This is a genomic window from Citrobacter sp. XT1-2-2 (assembly GCF_023516235.1).
GTDB lineage: Bacteria > Pseudomonadota > Gammaproteobacteria > Enterobacterales > Enterobacteriaceae > Citrobacter > Citrobacter werkmanii.
The window spans coordinates 3,104,259-3,120,346 of record NZ_CP097324.1 but is presented as its reverse complement, the minus strand read 5'-3'; the positions used below and the strand labels follow the sequence as shown (position 1 = coordinate 3,120,346).

The following is a 16,088-nucleotide window of genomic DNA, read 5'->3' as shown; positions in this document are numbered from 1 at the left end:
AGCGAAAATAAGCCTTCAACTTTATGACATACCGCCCATATTAGCTATAATGCGCAGCAATTTTCTCGGAGTAAAAGTGACATTATGAATTCTCTGTTTGCCAGTACGGCCCGCGGGCTGGAAGAGCTGTTAAAAACTGAACTGGAAAACCTTGGCGCGCTGGAGTGTCAGGTCGTTCAGGGTGGGGTCCATTTTAAGGGCGACACGCGGCTTGTTTACCAGAGCCTGATGTGGAGCCGCCTGGCCTCGCGCATTATCCTGCCGATGGGAGAGTGCAAGGTCTACAGCGATCTTGATCTGTACCTCGGTGTTCAGGCAATCGACTGGACAGAGATATTTAATCCGGGCGCTACATTTGCGGTGCATTTTAGCGGCCTGAACGAAACCATTCGTAATAGTCAGTACGGGGCGCTGAAGGTAAAGGATGCGATTGTCGACGCCTTTACCCGTAAAAATCTGCCGCGTCCGAATGTGGATCGTGAATCTCCGGATCTGCGCATTAACGTGTGGCTGAATAAAGATACCGCCAGTATTGCGCTCGATCTGAGCGGTGATGGCCTGCATCAGCGTGGGTATCGCGATCGCGCAGGTCAGGCGCCGATTAAAGAAACGCTGGCTGCCGCCATTGTGATGCGTTCAGGTTGGCAACCGGGCACGCCGTTACTCGATCCGATGTGTGGCTCCGGTACACTGCTGATTGAAGCGGCGATGTGGGCAACCGATCGTGCGCCTGGTCTGCACCGTGGTTATTGGGGCTTTAGCGGTTGGGCGCAGCACGATGACGCTGTGTGGCAAGAGGTTAAAGCCGAAGCGCAGGTGCGCGCGCGTAAGGGTCTCGCAGACTACACCTCGCACTTCTATGGATCTGACAGCGATGCTCGCGTAATTGAAAAAGCACGCAGTAACGCCCGTCGCGCCGGCATTGCCGATCTGATGACGTTTGAAGTTAAAGATGTCGCCAAACTGAGCAACCCGTTACCGAAAGGACCGTACGGGACGGTTATCAGCAACCCGCCGTACGGCGAACGTCTGGATAGCGAACCGGCGCTGATTGCCCTGCACAGCCTGCTGGGGCGCACAATGAAAAACCAGTTTGGCGGCTGGAATCTGTCCCTGTTTAGCGCCTCGCCGGATTTGCTCAGCAGCCTGCAATTACGTGCTGATAAGCAATTTAAAGCGAAAAATGGTCCGCTGGATTGCGTGCAGAAGAACTATCACGTTGCAGAAACCACCGCCGACAGTAAGCCTGCCACGGTCGCGGAAGATTATGCCAACCGCCTGCGTAAGAATCTTAAGAAGCTGGAAAAATGGGCGCGTCAGGAAGGTATTGAATGCTATCGCCTGTACGATGCCGACCTGCCGGAATACAACGTGGCGGTAGATCGCTACGGTGACTGGGTCGTGGTGCAGGAATACGCGCCGCCGAAAACGGTCGATGCGCAGAAAGCGCGTCAACGCCTGTTCGACATCATTGCCGCTACGCTCTCGGTACTTGAGATTGCTCCGAATAAACTGGTGCTGAAAACCCGTGAACGTCAAAAAGGCAAGAACCAGTATCAGAAGATGAATGAGAAGGGTGAATTCATTGAGGTAAGCGAGTACAACGCTCGTCTGTGGGTGAACCTGACTGACTATCTTGATACCGGTTTGTTCCTCGATCACCGCATTGCGCGTCGCATGCTGGGTCAGATGAGTAAAGGTAAGGATTTCCTCAATCTGTTCTCCTACACCGGTAGCGCCAGCGTTCATGCCGGACTGGGCGGCGCGCGGAGCACCACGACGGTTGATATGTCGCGTACCTACCTGGAATGGGCGGAACGCAACCTGCGTTTGAACGGCCTGAGTGGTCGCGCTCACCGTTTAATTCAGGCTGATTGTCTGGGCTGGCTGCGCGATGCCAATGAACAGTTCGATCTGATTTTCATCGATCCGCCAACGTTCTCTAACTCTAAACGCATGGAAGATTCGTTTGATGTGCAGCGCGATCATCTGGCGCTGATGAAAGATCTGAAACGTCTGTTACGTAAAGACGGGACGATCATGTTCTCCAACAACAAACGTGGATTCCGTATGGATCTCGAGGGTCTGGCTGAGCTGGGATTGAAAGCACAAGAAATTACCCAAAAAACGCTTTCCCAGGACTTTGCCCGTAACCGTCAGATCCACAATTGCTGGCTGATTACCGCAGCCTGAAAGGATAAGTAAATGTCATTGATCAGTATGCATGGTGCATGGCTGTCGTTCAGCGATGCGCCCCTTCTTGATAATGCGGAACTGCATATCGAGGATAACGAACGCGTCTGTCTGGTAGGCCGTAACGGCGCGGGCAAATCGACGCTGATGAAGATCCTGAACCGTGAACAGGGTCTTGACGATGGGCGTATTATTTATGAGCAGGATTTGGTCGTCGCGCGTCTGCAACAGGATCCGCCGCGTAACGTCGAGGGCAGCGTGTATGGCTTCGTTGCCGAAGGTATTGAGGAACAGGCTGAATACCTGAAGCGGTATCATGATATTTCGCGCCTTGTCATGACCGATCCCAGCGACAGAAATCTGAATGAGATGGCGCGGGTTCAGGAAATGCTCGATCACCACAATCTGTGGCAGCTCGAAAGTCGCATTAATGAAGTGTTGGCGCAACTGGGGCTGGATCCTAACGCCGCGCTTTCGTCGCTGTCTGGTGGTTGGCTGCGTAAAGCGGCGCTGGGCCGCGCGTTGGTGAGTAATCCGCGCGTATTGCTGCTCGATGAACCGACGAACCATCTGGACATTGAAACAATCGACTGGCTGGAAGGGTTCCTGAAATCCTTCAACGGGACAATCATTTTCATTTCCCACGACCGTTCATTTATTCGCAACATGGCGACGCGTATTGTTGATCTTGACCGCGGCAAACTGGTGACCTATCCGGGGAACTACGATCAGTATCTGCTGGAGAAAGAAGAAGCGCTGCGGGTAGAAGAGTTACAAAACGCGGAGTTTGATCGCAAGCTGGCGCAGGAAGAGGTTTGGATCCGCCAGGGTATCAAAGCGCGTCGTACCCGTAACGAAGGCCGTGTGCGCGCCCTGAAAGCGATGCGTCGCGAGCGCGGTGAACGTCGCGAAGTGATGGGCACGGCGAAGATGCAGGTTGAAGAGGCGAGCCGTTCGGGCAAGATTGTCTTCGAAATGGAGAATGTGGATTATCAGGTTGATGGTAAGCAACTGGTAAAAGATTTCTCTGCACAGGTGCAGCGCAGCGACAAAATTGCGTTAATTGGCCCTAACGGTTGCGGCAAGACGACGCTGCTCAAACTGATGCTAGGCCAACTGCAGGCTGACAGTGGACGTATTCATGTTGGGACCAAGCTGGAAGTGGCTTATTTCGATCAGCACCGGGCTGAACTGGATCCGGATAAAACCGTGATGGACAATCTGGCCGAAGGTAAACAAGAGGTGATGGTCAACGGTAAACCCCGCCATGTGCTGGGCTACCTGCAGGACTTCCTGTTCCACCCGAAACGGGCGATGACGCCAGTACGCGCGCTCTCCGGTGGGGAACGAAATCGTCTGTTGCTGGCGCGTTTGTTCCTGAAACCCAGTAATCTTTTAATTCTCGATGAACCAACGAACGATCTTGACGTCGAAACGCTGGAACTGCTTGAAGAGCTGATTGACAGCTATCAGGGCACCGTACTGCTGGTGAGCCACGACCGTCAGTTTGTGGATAATACCGTCACGGAATGTTGGATCTTCGAAGGCGGTGGTAAAATTGGTCGTTATGTCGGCGGTTACCATGACGCGCGCAGCCAGCAATCGCAGCATGTAGCGTTTAAACAGCCCGTTGTGAAAAAAACAGAGGAAGCTATTGCTCCTAAAGCAGAAATTGTCAAACGTGGCACGAGCAAACTAAGCTATAAACTGCAGCGCGAACTGGAGCAGCTCCCCGCATTGCTTGAAGAACTGGAAGCTAAGCTGGAAACATTACAAGCTCAGGTTGCTGACGCCGCTTTTTTCAGTCAGCCGCACGAGCAAACGCAACAAGTTTTAGCTAATCTGAACGAAGCGGAACAAGAACTTGAGCAAGCCTTTGAGCGCTGGGAGTATCTTGAATCTTTGAAGAATGGCGCATAATTTAAAGGAGCACATATGTGCGAACATCACCATGCCGCGAAGCATATTTTGTGTTCGCAGTGTGACATGCTGGTGGCGTTACCGCGCCTTGAGCATGGTCAGAAAGCGGCATGTCCACGATGTGGCACTACGTTAACGGTTGAGTGGGACGCGCCGAGGCAGCGTCCTACTGCCTATGTTTTAGCAGCGCTGTTCATGCTGCTTTTATCAAACCTCTTCCCTTTTGTGAATATGAACGTCGCAGGGGTAAGCAGCGAAGTGACGTTGCTGGAAATCCCCAGCGTGCTCTTCTCTGAAGATTACGCCAGCCTCGGCACGTTTTTTTTATTATTCGTCCAGTTGGTTCCCGCGTTTTGTTTACTGGCTATTCTGCTGCTGGTGAACCGTGCCGAAATGCCTGGCTGGCTAAAGGCCAGGCTTGCGCGCGTCCTGTTCCAGTTGAAAAGCTGGGGGATGGCGGAAATCTTCCTCGCCGGAGTGCTGGTCAGTTTCGTTAAGCTAATGGCTTATGGTGATATCGGCGTGGGCAGCAGTTTCATCCCATGGTGCTTCTTTTGTGTACTACAGCTACGGGCGTTCCAGTGCGTTGACCGCCGTTGGCTGTGGGATGATATTGCGCCAATGCCTGTCATTAACCAGGAATTAAAGCCAGGCGTGCCCGGCATCCGGCAGGGGTTGCGTTCTTGTTCCTGCTGCACCGCGATTCTTCCCGCTGACGAACGGGTGTGCCCGCGCTGCGAGACGAAAGGCTACGTGCGTCGCAAAAACAGTCTGCAATGGACGATGGCGTTATTGTTCACGTCAATCATGCTTTATCTTCCTGCCAACATCCTGCCGATCATGATTACCGATTTGCTCGGATCCAAGTTGCCGTCAACGATTCTTGAAGGCGTGGTTTTGATTTGGAGCGAGGGCTCTTATCCGGTGGCGGCGGTTATCTTTATCGCCAGTATTATGGTGCCGACGTTGAAAATGATTGCCATTGCCTGGCTATGTTGGGATGCCAAGGGGCACGGCAAACGTGACAGTGAACGTATGCACTTGATTTATGAAGTGGTGGAATTTGTCGGTCGCTGGTCAATGATCGACGTTTTTGTGATTGCGGTACTCTCTGCGCTGGTGCGCATGGGAGGGTTAATGAACATTTATCCTGCAATGGGTGCTTTGATGTTTGCTTTAGTCGTCATTATGACAATGTTTTCTGCGATGACATTTGATCCGCGTCTGTCGTGGGACCGTGAACCAGAACCAGATCATGAGGAGTCCTGACAGCATGGAATCTAAAAGTGGGGAAGCCAAAGTGCAGAAGGTGAAAAACTGGTCGCCCGTGTGGATATTCCCGATCGTTACTGCGCTTATTGGCGCGTGGGTCCTGTTTTATCATTACAGCCATCAGGGGCCGGAAGTCACGCTGATTACCACCAATGCCGAAGGGATTGAAGGCGGCAAAACGACGATTAAAAGCCGCAGCGTGGATGTCGGCATCGTCGAGAGCGCGACTCTGACGGATGATTTGACCCATGTGGAGATTAAAGCTCGTCTTAACTCCGGAATGGAAAAGCTGCTGCATAAAGACTCTGTTTTTTGGGTGGTGAAGCCGCAGGTAGGTCGTGAAGGTATCAGCGGCCTGGGCACGCTATTGTCCGGGGCATATATTGAACTGCAGCCCGGCAATAAAGGGAATAAGCTGGAAAATTACCAACTACTGGACTCACCGCCGCTGGCACCGCCAGATGCGAAAGGGATCCGCGTGATACTGGACAGTAAAAAAGCCGGGCAGTTAAGCCCCGGCGATCCGGTATTGTTCCGTGGATATCGTGTGGGGTCGGTTGAGACCAGCACCTTCGATGCGCAAAAGCGTACTATCAGCTACCAGCTTTTCATTAATGCGCCTAACGATCGTCTGGTGACCAGCAATGTGCGTTTCTGGAAAGACAGTGGGATCGCCGTGGATCTTACCTCCGCAGGTATGCGTGTGGAAATGGGATCGCTCTCCACGCTGTTTGGCGGTGGCGTAAGTTTTGATGTGCCAGAAGGTTTAGAACAAGGTGAGCCGGTTGGGCAACAGTCCGCGTTTAATCTTTATGACGATCAAAAAAGTATTCAGGATTCCCTGTATACCGATCATATTGACTACCTGATGTTCTTTAAGGATTCGATTCGTGGCCTGCAGCCAGGCGCGCCGCTGGAATTCCGCGGCATTCGTCTGGGGACGGTGAGTAAAGTACCTTTCTTCTCACCGAACATGCGTCAGGTATTTAACAATGATTACCGCATTCCGGTGTTGGTACGCATCGAGCCTGAGCGCCTGAAAGCACAGCTGGGCGAGGACACTGATGTTGGCGCTCATCTGGAGCAATTGCTCAAACGCGGATTACGCGCATCGCTGAAAACCGGGAATCTGGTGACCGGCGCGCTGTATGTCGATCTCGACTTCTACCCGAAAGAACCACCGATTAGCGGTGTACGAGAATTTAATGGTTATCAGATTATCCCGACGGTGAGTGGCGGTTTAGCGCAGATCCAGCAGCGCCTGATGGAAGCGCTGGATAAGATTAATAATCTGCCGTTGAACCCGATGATTGAGCAGGCGACCAATACGTTGTCAGAAAGCCAGCGTACGATGAAGCATCTGCAAACCACGCTGGATAATATGAATAAGATCACATCCAGCCAGTCAATGCAGGATCTTCCGGCGGATATGCAAAATACGTTGCGTGAACTTAATCGTAGCATGCAGGGCTTCCAGCCGGGCTCGGCAGCCTACAACAAGATGGTGGCGGATATGCAGCGTCTTGATCAGGTACTGCGCGAACTGCAACCGGTACTGAAAACGTTGAACGATAAGAGCAATGCGCTGGTATTTGAAGCGAAGGACAAAAAAGATCCAGAGCCGAAGAGGGCGAAACAATGAAAAAGTGGCTAGTGGTGATGATGGCGGTCTGGCTGACGTCATGCAGCTCCAGCGGAGAAAATAAAAGCTATTACCAGCTTCCTATCGCGCAAGGGAGCGTCCAAAGCTCCGCCAACCAGGGTAACCGGCTGCTGTGGGTTGAGCAGATTGCGGTGCCGGACTATCTGGCGGGTAATGGAGTGGTTTACCAGACCAGCGATGTGCAATATGTGATAGCGAATAATAATCTCTGGGCCAGTCCTTTAGATCAGCAATTGCGCAATACGCTGGTGACGAACCTCAGTATGCAATTACCTGGCTGGGTTGTCGCTTCGCAGCCGCTGGGAAGCACGCAGGACACGCTGAACGTCACTGTAACCGGCTTCCACGGTAGGTACGATGGGAAGGTTATCGTGAGCGGAGAATGGTTACTGAATCACCAGGGACAGTTGATCAAGCGTCCGTTCCACATCGAAGCAGTGCAGACCAGGGACGGCTACGATGAGATGGTGAAGGTTCTCGCCAGCGCCTGGAGTCAGGAAGCGACGGCCATAGCTAAAGAGCTGAAACGCATCCCTTAAGCTTAAATAATTGTAAATTATGCCGCCCCTGGTTCACCGCCCGGGGCGGTTTTTTTTATTTTTTAGCCGCGAAGATAACTGTTCTGTCTGATTTTTTTGTACAAATGATTTCGCGGGTAGCTCACAAATATGACACTGGCGTGAATTTTGCGCATTGACGAGCCTGATGTTTAGGGGTATTCGTTTAGTGTGATTGCACACTTAGTAATCACTGTTTTCTTTTCCACCAGAACTAAAGATGAGGGAAACGAGGCATGAAGAGACAAAAACGAGATCGCCTGGAACGGGCACATCAACGTGGATATCAGGCCGGCATTGCCGGACGCTCAAAAGAAATGTGTCCCTATCAGGCGCTGAATCAGAGATCATACTGGCTGGGAGGCTGGCGAGAAGCCATGGGGGATAGGGTTTTAATGGCCTGATTCTGTCTCTTTAGATAAAAGAAACCTCCGCAGAGCGGAGGTTTCGCCTTTTTGCAGACCGGATAAGGCGCTTACGCTGTCATCCGACAACGACGCAACGCCTGATCTCTGCGATTAGAACGCGGAAGTGTCCTGGAAAAGACCCACTTTCAGATCGTTTGCGGTGTAGATCAGACGACCATCAACCAGCACTTCGCCATCAGCCAGGCCCATGATCAGGCGACGATTAACGATGCGTTTGAAGTGAATGCGGTAAGTGACTTTCTTCGCAGTCGGCAGAACCTGACCGGTGAATTTCACTTCGCCTACGCCCAGCGCGCGGCCTTTACCTTCGCCGCCCAGCCAGCCGAGATAGAATCCAACCAGCTGCCACATGGCATCCAGACCCAGGCAGCCTGGCATTACCGGATCGCCGATGAAGTGGCATCCGAAGAACCACAGGTCCGGGTTAATATCCAGTTCAGCTTCAACATAACCTTTGTCAAAGTTGCCACCGGTTTCGGTCATCTTAATGACACGGTCCATCATCAGCATGCTTGGTGCAGGCAGTTGCGGGCCTTTTGCGCCAAACAGCTCACCGCGACCAGAGGCAAGAAGGTCTTCTTTTGTATAGGATTCGCGTTTATCTACCATGTTCTCTGTAAGCCTTATTTTATTGAAGCACGCAGGATAGCTAACACGTGTACGCTGAACAAGTCCGATCAGTTCGGAATAATCCAGTTCAGCCAACGTAGCGGCCATGGAAAACGGTGACGGCCTTCCTGTTGCGTTGCTGTCGCAATACGTTCCTGGATGGTTTGCATCAGCGTTGTCTGGCCTTCGCCATCCCACACCAGATTTAGTAATAGCGGCAATGCATCGGTTACGTCGTCCACCGCCCAGATAGTGAATTTTTCTTCTTCTATGGCCTGTAGCAGTGCCGGTTGCAGGCTCAGGTGTCTGACATTAGCTGATGGAATGATAACGCCCTGAGTACCTGTCAGCTCACGCTGCTGGCAGATGGCGAAGAAACCTTCAATTTTCTCGTTAAGACCGCCGACAGGTTGCGCCCGACCAAATTGATCGACAGAACCCGTAATGGCGATGCTTTGATTCACAGGGACGTCGGCGAGGGCGCTAATCAATGCGCACAATTCCGCCATGGACGCGCTGTCACCATCAACTTCGCTGTATGATTGTTCAAAGGTCAGCGAGGCCGAGAAGGGAATTTGCTGCTCAAGCTGGAGTTCAGACATCAGGAACGCCTGCATAATCATCATCCCCTTGGCATGAATATTTCCTCCCAGCTCGGCTTTGCGCTCAATATCTGTGAATTCGCCATCGCCAATATGCACCACGCAACTGATACGTGATGGTTCTCCAAACGCGCGAGGATGACCCGGAAACTCAATGACCGACAGGGCGTTGATCTGACCAATTCGCTCGCCTTCCGTTTCAATAAGGATTTGCTCTTGCAGAATCTCATCCTGCATACGTTCGGCCAGGAATCCTTCCCGCCATTCGCGCTGCGCCAGCATCAGGCTGAACTGCTCCGCTGTGCAGGTTTCGCTCGCGCATAGCGGGGCCACTTCTTTGAACTGTCGGATGATCCACAAGGGGTTAAGCGGCAACGTATCCTGTTCGCCGGTATAGCGCACCGCTTCGCGGATTAGAACCTGCCAGGCATCAGGCGCGGGGTAGGGCAAATTGTTGCGCGTGGCGGTATGCGTTACCCACTGGCACCACTGTGTCATGGTTTCGGCATCGACTATCTGCAGGTTGTCTTCAAATTCGCTGTAGATGGCCTGCTCAGCCAGTTCTGGCTCCATGTCCTGAAAATCTGCCAGTGATTCACGCTCCCCGACTAAAATCACTTTCAGTTTAAGCGGCATCGGCGGAACGGAAACAGGCAATGGGCGAGACTCATCAAAAGCTACCCAGTCAAAGCGCTCGTGGCTGACAATGGCTTTCAGGCGCATCCACAACAGCGGTTGGGCCAGCAGAGTGCGTAATGAGATAACCAACACCCCACCATTCGCCTGATGCACCAGACCTGGTTGCAGGGAAATATCGCCATTGAACTGACGCAGACAGCCAAACAGTTGCTCGGCTTCAACCCAGTCAGCGTTGACCACCTGAGTTAACGTCGCAAAATTGTCTTCTGCTTTTTCCGCTGTACGATAGCGGATAGTGCGACCAGAGATATCATAATGACCCCCAGTCAGGCGTCCTGCGTCCGTGTGCAGTGTATGTGCAGCAGTTGCAATAAGGTTAAGGTATTCAAGCTCTTCCGGTGCTTTTACCAGCATGAACGAGGACGTCGTCCAGTGCTGCAGAAGCTGCTCTAGCGCGAATTGTAAACGTGGCTGAGTATCACTAAGTAAGGTATCGGTGTCGTCAGTGACGTGCGGCTGTGCAAATACTTCCTGATAACTGTCGGTATCAGGAACCAGATCACGCCATGCAAGTTTCGTAATGGTCAAAGTTGATGTTTTTTAGTCTGTTGTTAAAAACGAGATTATACCGTAACCCTCATCACTACACACCTGGAAAGCACCGCGAAACGGAAGTGATGACGCGCGGCAGTTCACAGGCTGGATATTCTTTTCTTCAGTTGCTCAAAAAGCTGATATTCTGATAAGAGTTACACGGTAACATTGAGATCGCAATGAAATATCAACAACTTGAAAATCTTGAAAGCGGCTGGAAGTGGAAGTACTTGGTGAAGAAGCATCGTGAGGGGGAATTAATAACCCGTTACGTAGAGGCCAGCGCTGCCAAAGAAGCCGTTGATTTATTGCTAACCCTCGAAAATGAACCGGTTCGGGTCAATACCTGGATTGAAGAACACATGAACCCTGCGCTACTCAATCGTATGAAACAGACCATACGGGCGAGGCGCAAGCGGCATTTTAATGCTGAGCATCAGCATACACGAAAGAAATCTATCGATCTGGAATTCATGGTTTGGCAACGCTTAGCAGGCCTTGCGCAGCGGCGCGGTAAAACGCTTTCTGAAACCATTGTGCAACTGATTGAAGATGCGGAGCATAAAGAGAAGTACGCAAATAAAATGTCGACATTAAAACAGGATTTACAGGCACTGCTGGGAAAAGAGTAGTGGCAGGGTGGTTTAATGGGTGACGTAGTAGTGTGCTTTGATTAAAACACAGATGAAAAAAAACCCCGCGATGCGGGGTTTTTTTATAAGACGATAACTTAAGCCTGAGGCTGAGTTACAACGTCTTTGATACCTTTAACTTCGATCTCAACACGACGATCCGGAGCCAGGCAGTCGATCAGTGCAGCGCGAGCTTTCACGTTGTCACAGGTGTTGCCAGTAACCGGGTTAGATTCGCCCATGCCACGTGCAGAGATTTTGTCAGAAGGAATACCTTTAGAGATCAGGTAATCAACAACGGACTGAGCACGTTTCTCGGACAGACCCTGGTTGTAAGCGTCAGAACCGATGCGGTCAGTGAAGCCCAGAACCACTACGGAACCGTCTTTCGGATCCAGGTTGCTCAGCTGGCTGTACATCTGGTCCAGAGCCTGCTGGCCTTCTGGTTTCAGAGTTGCTTTGTTGAAGTTGAACAGAACGTCAGACTTCAGAGTGAAGTGCTTGGTCTGTACTTCCGGAGCCGGAGCTGGAGCAACAACTACTGGAGCTGCTTCTTCCTGCTGGCCGAAACGGTAAGAAACACCAACGCTTAACAGACCGTTATCCGGACGACCGCCAACGGTGTTCGCGTCACCGATGTTGTTGGTCCACTGGTATTCCAGACGGGTAGCGATTTCAGGAGTAATTGCATACTCTACGCCACCAGCGAATACTGGGGATACACCAGTGTCGTGGTCTTTGAAGCCAGTGTTGTTTTGAGCGTCTGCACGCCAAACCATACCACCCAGACGGGTATAAACGTCCAGATCGTCAGTGATTGGATAACCCAGTTTAGCGGTCAGCTGAACGCCCTGAGCTTTGAAAGCGCCATTCTGCTCGCTGCCTTTGTACGGCATGCGGCCTAACCAGTCATAACCCATTTCGAAACCAACGTACGGGTTAACCTGGTAACCACCGAACGCACCGGCACCCAGTTGGCTTTCGTGAGTCGGTCCGTTGTTGTTGATCTGGTTGTTGCCAACATCATGGAACTGAGACCAGCCCAGTTTAGCACCAGTGTACCAGGTGTTATCTTTCGGAGCGGCCTGCGCCACGGTAGCGAAACCAGCCAGTGCCACTGCAATTGCGATAGCTGTCTTTTTCATTTTTTGCGCCTCGTTATCATCCAAAATTCGCCATGAATATCTCCGAAGAGAGATAACACGGTTAAATCCTTCACCCGGGGACCAGTTCAATAGTTACTCTACCGATATCTGCGGCTTACGCCGAGCACCCCTGGCGATGTAAAGTCTACAACGTAGTTGAAAACTTACAAGTGTGAAGTCCGTCAGGCATATGAAAAAAAAAGGCTTGTATACATAATATTTAACATTTATTGATGTCTAAATGCACTGGAGATTTCCTGAAAACCGCTTGAGACAGGCGTTCGCACGAAAAACGCGTTAAAGCTCAAAGGCAAATTGAAGCATGAAAAAAAATTCCAGGATAAATCCTAATTTTACTCAATGATACAAATTCGAGTGAATTTTTAGCCCGGAATGCTGTCTCCCCGCAAGTGACTGTGCGCGAACAGGACGCATGATAAATCCCATAGCATTTCCTTCTTCAGCCGCTTTAACCAGTTCAGCGTGTTCGTCTTCCGTTAACTCTTCTCCCAGCCAGCCGATAACGACGCTGTAATTACCTGTGCGCAGCGCACGGATCATCGATTCCAGCGTATTGCAGGGGGAGAGTTGGCGAATCTGCATCACTTTTGTTAATGGAAGCCCGGCTGACTGTACCCACTCCCGGCTTAATTTTTGCTGAGGCGTCAGCCACAGCTGCCAGCGTGATTGCTGCCCTAACTGCTGCAGCAGGGGAAGCAGCAGTAGTTGCGTCATCATGGGCTGGTCCTCGCGATAGACCACTTCACTGATAAGCCCAGCGGTTGCGTTCTCTGATGAAACGCGCGCAATGTTGCTTGATGTGGAAGAGAACGACGAAGAACGATTTGCATAGCCTGAAGTGTACATAATCAATCCAGCCCTGTGAGTTACTGTATGGATATACAGTAACCCTGCTATCAACAAAGATCAACCTTATTTTCGGAAACAGGTTCGCAATTTTTAGTCGTAGTTACGGGAAAAATAAAATTCATCTTGCCCCGTGCGAATAAGTTGCCTATTTTCGTCATTAACGGATCTGTTATTGAAAATCATTTGCTTACGTTATGATTTAAAAGGATTTTTATGAAAGAACTTTCTTATGCAAAGATCTATAAATCACAAGAATATCTGGCGTCTCTGGGAACAATTCACTATCGCTCATTATTTGGCAGCTACAGTTTGACGGTTGGGGATACGGTCTTTGCTATGGTCGCCAGCGGTGAGTTATATCTTCGGGCCTGCGAACAGAGCGTACAGTACTGTGCAAAAAATTCGCCTGTCTGGCTGACATTTATAAAGCGCGGGCGTCCGGTGGTACTCAACTACTATCAGGTAAATGATGCGCTGTGGCAAAACCATCAGCAATTGGTGTCGTTATCGCGGTACTCATTGGATGCTGCTGTTAAGGAAAAACAGAGTCGCTTTGCTCAACATCGTCTGCGGGAACTACCAAATATGACGTTTCATCTGGAGACCCTGCTAAATGAAGCAGGAATTAAAGATGAGGGAACATTGCGAACGTTGGGCGCCCAAATGTGCTGGCTGAAACTGCGGCAAAATAATCCAGCCCTGACGGTAAAAATACTTTATGCCCTTGAAGGCGCGGTCGGTGGCGTGCATGAAGCAGCGCTCCCGGCGGTCCGTCGCCAGGAGCTGGTGGAGTGGGTCAGTTCACTGACGCCGAAGCCAGGGTATTAGAAGGCAGCACGGCAATTTGCTGTTGTAATCGCCGGATTTCCGGTAGCAGGGCGATCAATAGCCCAACCTGCTGTATAACAAGCGGTTCTTTACTATCCGGACGTGGCTCAAGATGCTGAATTCGATGCTTCAGCCCCTCCAGCGCCTGGTAGACGCGCTGTTCGTCTGCGGGTTGATAGTGAAGCGCGTCATCAACGTAGCAGACGGCATCATCCAGTAATGCCAGAACTTCCGGGTTGGTTAACTGTTCGCGGTGTGCGCCAAGGGCAGAAATGTAACTGGTAAACGTATGATTGAGGCACAGCAAGCGAAATGCTGTTTCTCGCGTTTGGGCCGTGACATCCGGTTCACTCGGCATGTTCGACACCACGGAGGCAAGCTCTGCATCACGATTGTGCGCGTCACGACGGGCGATACGGTATGCCATACGATTATCACGACCCTGATGATATTGTTCGAGAATAGCATCGAGGTAACGACAGTTTGCGTCAGTGGCCCGCTCAATGACACGCGGCAGGTTACGAAAACGCCAGTCAGGCCAGATGAAACTCACGGCAGCCCATGCGATGGCACACCCTATCAGCGTATCGATAACGCGCGGCAGCGCAACTTCGAAACCTTCACCGAGCAGATTAAAGCACAGCAGTACCAGCAGCGTGATAAACATCGTGGCGTGCGCATACTGGACGTTGCGAAAGGCAAAAAACAGTACGCCAGTGATCACCAAAAGTATCAACTGACCTTCCAGAGAGGGAACGAACCACAGGATAGGTAAACCAATGGCGATTCCTACCAATGTACCGATAATCCTTAGCGCCAGGCGATGTCGGGTAGCGTTGTAGTTTGGCTGACAGACAAACAGACTGGTCAGCAGGATCCAGTATCCGTGGTTCATCCCGGTAATCTGGATAATGGCATAGCCGACACAAAGCACCAGCGACATGCGTACTGCATGGCGAAACAGGGCTGACTCAGGCGTAAAATTACGGCTCAGACGTAACCAGATATCGCTGAACCCATGCGGACTGTCATCGGCAAGCTGATTTTCAGACTCATTACGCGAGAGTACCTGAGCCTGTTCTGACTCGATGGTGGCCAGTTGGGCGTCGATAGCTCGCAGGTTTGAGAGTAAAAATCCCAGCGTGTTGAGCAGGTCAGCAGGCGCACCGTTCGCACGCATACGCTCCAGGGCGGCATCTATATGCGTGAAGACGCGCTCAAAGTGCGGATCGTGCTGGTAAGGCGTGCGTAATAAAATACAGCGGGACAACTGGGTGCAGGCTTGCCCCTGCATCGACATCAAGCGCTGGAAGCGAAACATCACGTCGCTGTGACGGAAATGGTCGCGTAGCGTTTGATACTGAATATGGGAGGAGCTGGCGCGTTCGTGAATATCCTGCGCTACAAAATAGTAATGTAGCGTGCGACGCGTTCCGCGCTGACCGCGGTCGCCGCGCAGGCGAGTCAGTAACGATACCTTTGTCTGGTTTAGCGTCGCCATCAATTGCCCATTAGCGAGGGCCAAATCATACAACGGCGCCTGGCTTTCATCTTCAATGTCGGGATCAAAAAGGCGTGATTTCAGTTCCAGGTAGTGCGCTAACTGTTCGTAGCTACGCGCCAGATTGTCCTGGAGTGGGCGGATGGGGAACAGAAGATGCCCGGTCAGCGTCAGAAGGTTGTACCAGATAGCGCCAGCGAGCAACAGGATCGGCTGCTGATACCACTGATCGTAAAGCGACGTTCCCAGCATGGTATAAATGGCAATCAACAACGCACCAAAGGCGATGGTTGCATAGCGCTGGCCCAAGCCCCCCAGCAGAATGAAGCCGCTGGTGGAAAGCGTTAACCCAATGGCAAACAGCCATGGCCATGGGAAGAGCAGTTCTACGGAGGCTGAGGCAATAAAAAAGCAGATCAACGTAATGATCAAATTGCGCAGTCGGCCAGCGAGGCGATCGTCCAGATCGGTCAGCGCGGCAGCGACCATACCCAGCGTGAGCGGGATGGTCAGCTTAACATCGCCCAGCCACCAGGGTAGCGCTGTTGTGCCACAAAGCGCGATAAAAATTCTTACGTAGTACAGCCAGGTGCTGTTCCAGGTATAGCGTTTAAGCAGCGGACTTAACATAAAGG

At 51.6% G+C, this 16,088-nt stretch carries 13 protein-coding genes; 8 read left to right on the top strand and 5 right to left on the bottom strand.

Annotation, left to right across the window (positions count from 1 at the left end; all coding sequences use genetic code 11):
• The first annotated feature begins 84 nt into the window (after positions 1 to 84).
• The 6 genes from rlmKL (at position 85) to rmf (ending at position 8,009) form a co-directional block, all read left to right on the top strand.
• Positions 85 to 2,193 (top strand): bifunctional 23S rRNA (guanine(2069)-N(7))-methyltransferase RlmK/23S rRNA (guanine(2445)-N(2))-methyltransferase RlmL, encoded by a 2,109-nt coding sequence (rlmKL, locus tag M4I31_RS14965; protein WP_085048601.1) that lies wholly within the window; start codon positions 85 to 87, stop codon positions 2,191 to 2,193.
• Positions 2,194 to 2,205: 12 nt separating this feature from the next.
• Positions 2,206 to 4,113 (top strand): ABC transporter ATP-binding protein, encoded by a 1,908-nt coding sequence (locus M4I31_RS14960; RefSeq protein WP_250856808.1) that lies wholly within the window; start codon positions 2,206 to 2,208, stop codon positions 4,111 to 4,113.
• Between the two features lie 15 nt (positions 4,114 to 4,128).
• Positions 4,129 to 5,382, top strand: a complete 1,254-nt coding sequence (pqiA, locus tag M4I31_RS14955) for a membrane integrity-associated transporter subunit PqiA (protein WP_085048599.1) — start codon at positions 4,129 to 4,131, stop codon at positions 5,380 to 5,382.
• Positions 5,383 to 5,386: 4 nt separating this feature from the next.
• On the top strand, positions 5,387 to 7,027 hold the full coding sequence (pqiB, locus tag M4I31_RS14950; protein ID WP_038639416.1) for an intermembrane transport protein PqiB: 1,641 nt from the start codon (positions 5,387 to 5,389) through the stop codon (positions 7,025 to 7,027).
• Complete coding sequence (gene pqiC / locus M4I31_RS14945; RefSeq protein WP_085048598.1) at positions 7,024 to 7,587, top strand: membrane integrity-associated transporter subunit PqiC; 564 nt, start codon at positions 7,024 to 7,026, stop codon at positions 7,585 to 7,587. Before pqiB ends, pqiC begins: the two co-directional genes overlap by 4 nt.
• 254 nt (positions 7,588 to 7,841) lie before the next feature.
• Positions 7,842 to 8,009, top strand: a complete 168-nt coding sequence (gene rmf / locus M4I31_RS14940; protein WP_071888121.1) for a ribosome modulation factor — start codon at positions 7,842 to 7,844, stop codon at positions 8,007 to 8,009.
• A 114-nt stretch (positions 8,010 to 8,123) separates the two neighbouring features.
• Here the strand turns inward: rmf and fabA are convergent, their stop codons facing one another.
• Both fabA and M4I31_RS14930 read right to left on the bottom strand, forming a co-directional pair.
• Positions 8,124 to 8,642 (bottom strand): bifunctional 3-hydroxydecanoyl-ACP dehydratase/trans-2-decenoyl-ACP isomerase, encoded by a 519-nt coding sequence (fabA, locus tag M4I31_RS14935; RefSeq protein WP_003035875.1) that lies wholly within the window; start codon positions 8,640 to 8,642, stop codon positions 8,124 to 8,126.
• Positions 8,643 to 8,710: 68 nt separating this feature from the next.
• The gene (locus M4I31_RS14930; protein ID WP_085048597.1) at positions 8,711 to 10,471 is read right to left on the bottom strand and encodes a Lon protease family protein; all 1,761 of its coding nucleotides are present in this window, start codon (positions 10,469 to 10,471) and stop codon (positions 8,711 to 8,713) included.
• A gap of 185 nt (positions 10,472 to 10,656) precedes the next feature.
• Between M4I31_RS14930 and matP the strand changes: the two genes are divergently transcribed.
• On the top strand, positions 10,657 to 11,109 hold the full coding sequence (gene matP, locus M4I31_RS14925; RefSeq protein WP_042314187.1) for a macrodomain Ter protein MatP: 453 nt from the start codon (positions 10,657 to 10,659) through the stop codon (positions 11,107 to 11,109).
• A gap of 98 nt (positions 11,110 to 11,207) precedes the next feature.
• On the opposite strand, the gene ompA is transcribed toward matP, so the two are convergent.
• Entirely contained in the window at positions 11,208 to 12,254 is a 1,047-nt protein-coding gene (ompA, locus tag M4I31_RS14920; protein WP_085048596.1) for a porin OmpA, read from the bottom strand.
• 357 nt (positions 12,255 to 12,611) lie between these two features.
• Positions 12,612 to 13,121 (bottom strand): SOS-induced cell division inhibitor SulA, encoded by a 510-nt coding sequence (gene sulA / locus M4I31_RS14915; RefSeq protein ID WP_038639432.1) that lies wholly within the window; start codon positions 13,119 to 13,121, stop codon positions 12,612 to 12,614.
• A 216-nt stretch (positions 13,122 to 13,337) separates the two neighbouring features.
• Between sulA and M4I31_RS14910 the strand changes: the two genes are divergently transcribed.
• Positions 13,338 to 13,952, top strand: a complete 615-nt coding sequence (locus M4I31_RS14910) for a TfoX/Sxy family DNA transformation protein (RefSeq protein WP_085048595.1) — start codon at positions 13,338 to 13,340, stop codon at positions 13,950 to 13,952.
• Here M4I31_RS14910 and yccS read toward each other — a convergent pair.
• Complete coding sequence (gene yccS / locus M4I31_RS14905) at positions 13,921 to 16,083, bottom strand: YccS family putative transporter (RefSeq protein WP_085048614.1); 2,163 nt, start codon at positions 16,081 to 16,083, stop codon at positions 13,921 to 13,923. The two genes, M4I31_RS14910 and yccS, sit on opposite strands and share 32 nt — an antisense overlap.
• Positions 16,084 to 16,088: the final 5 nt, after the last annotated feature.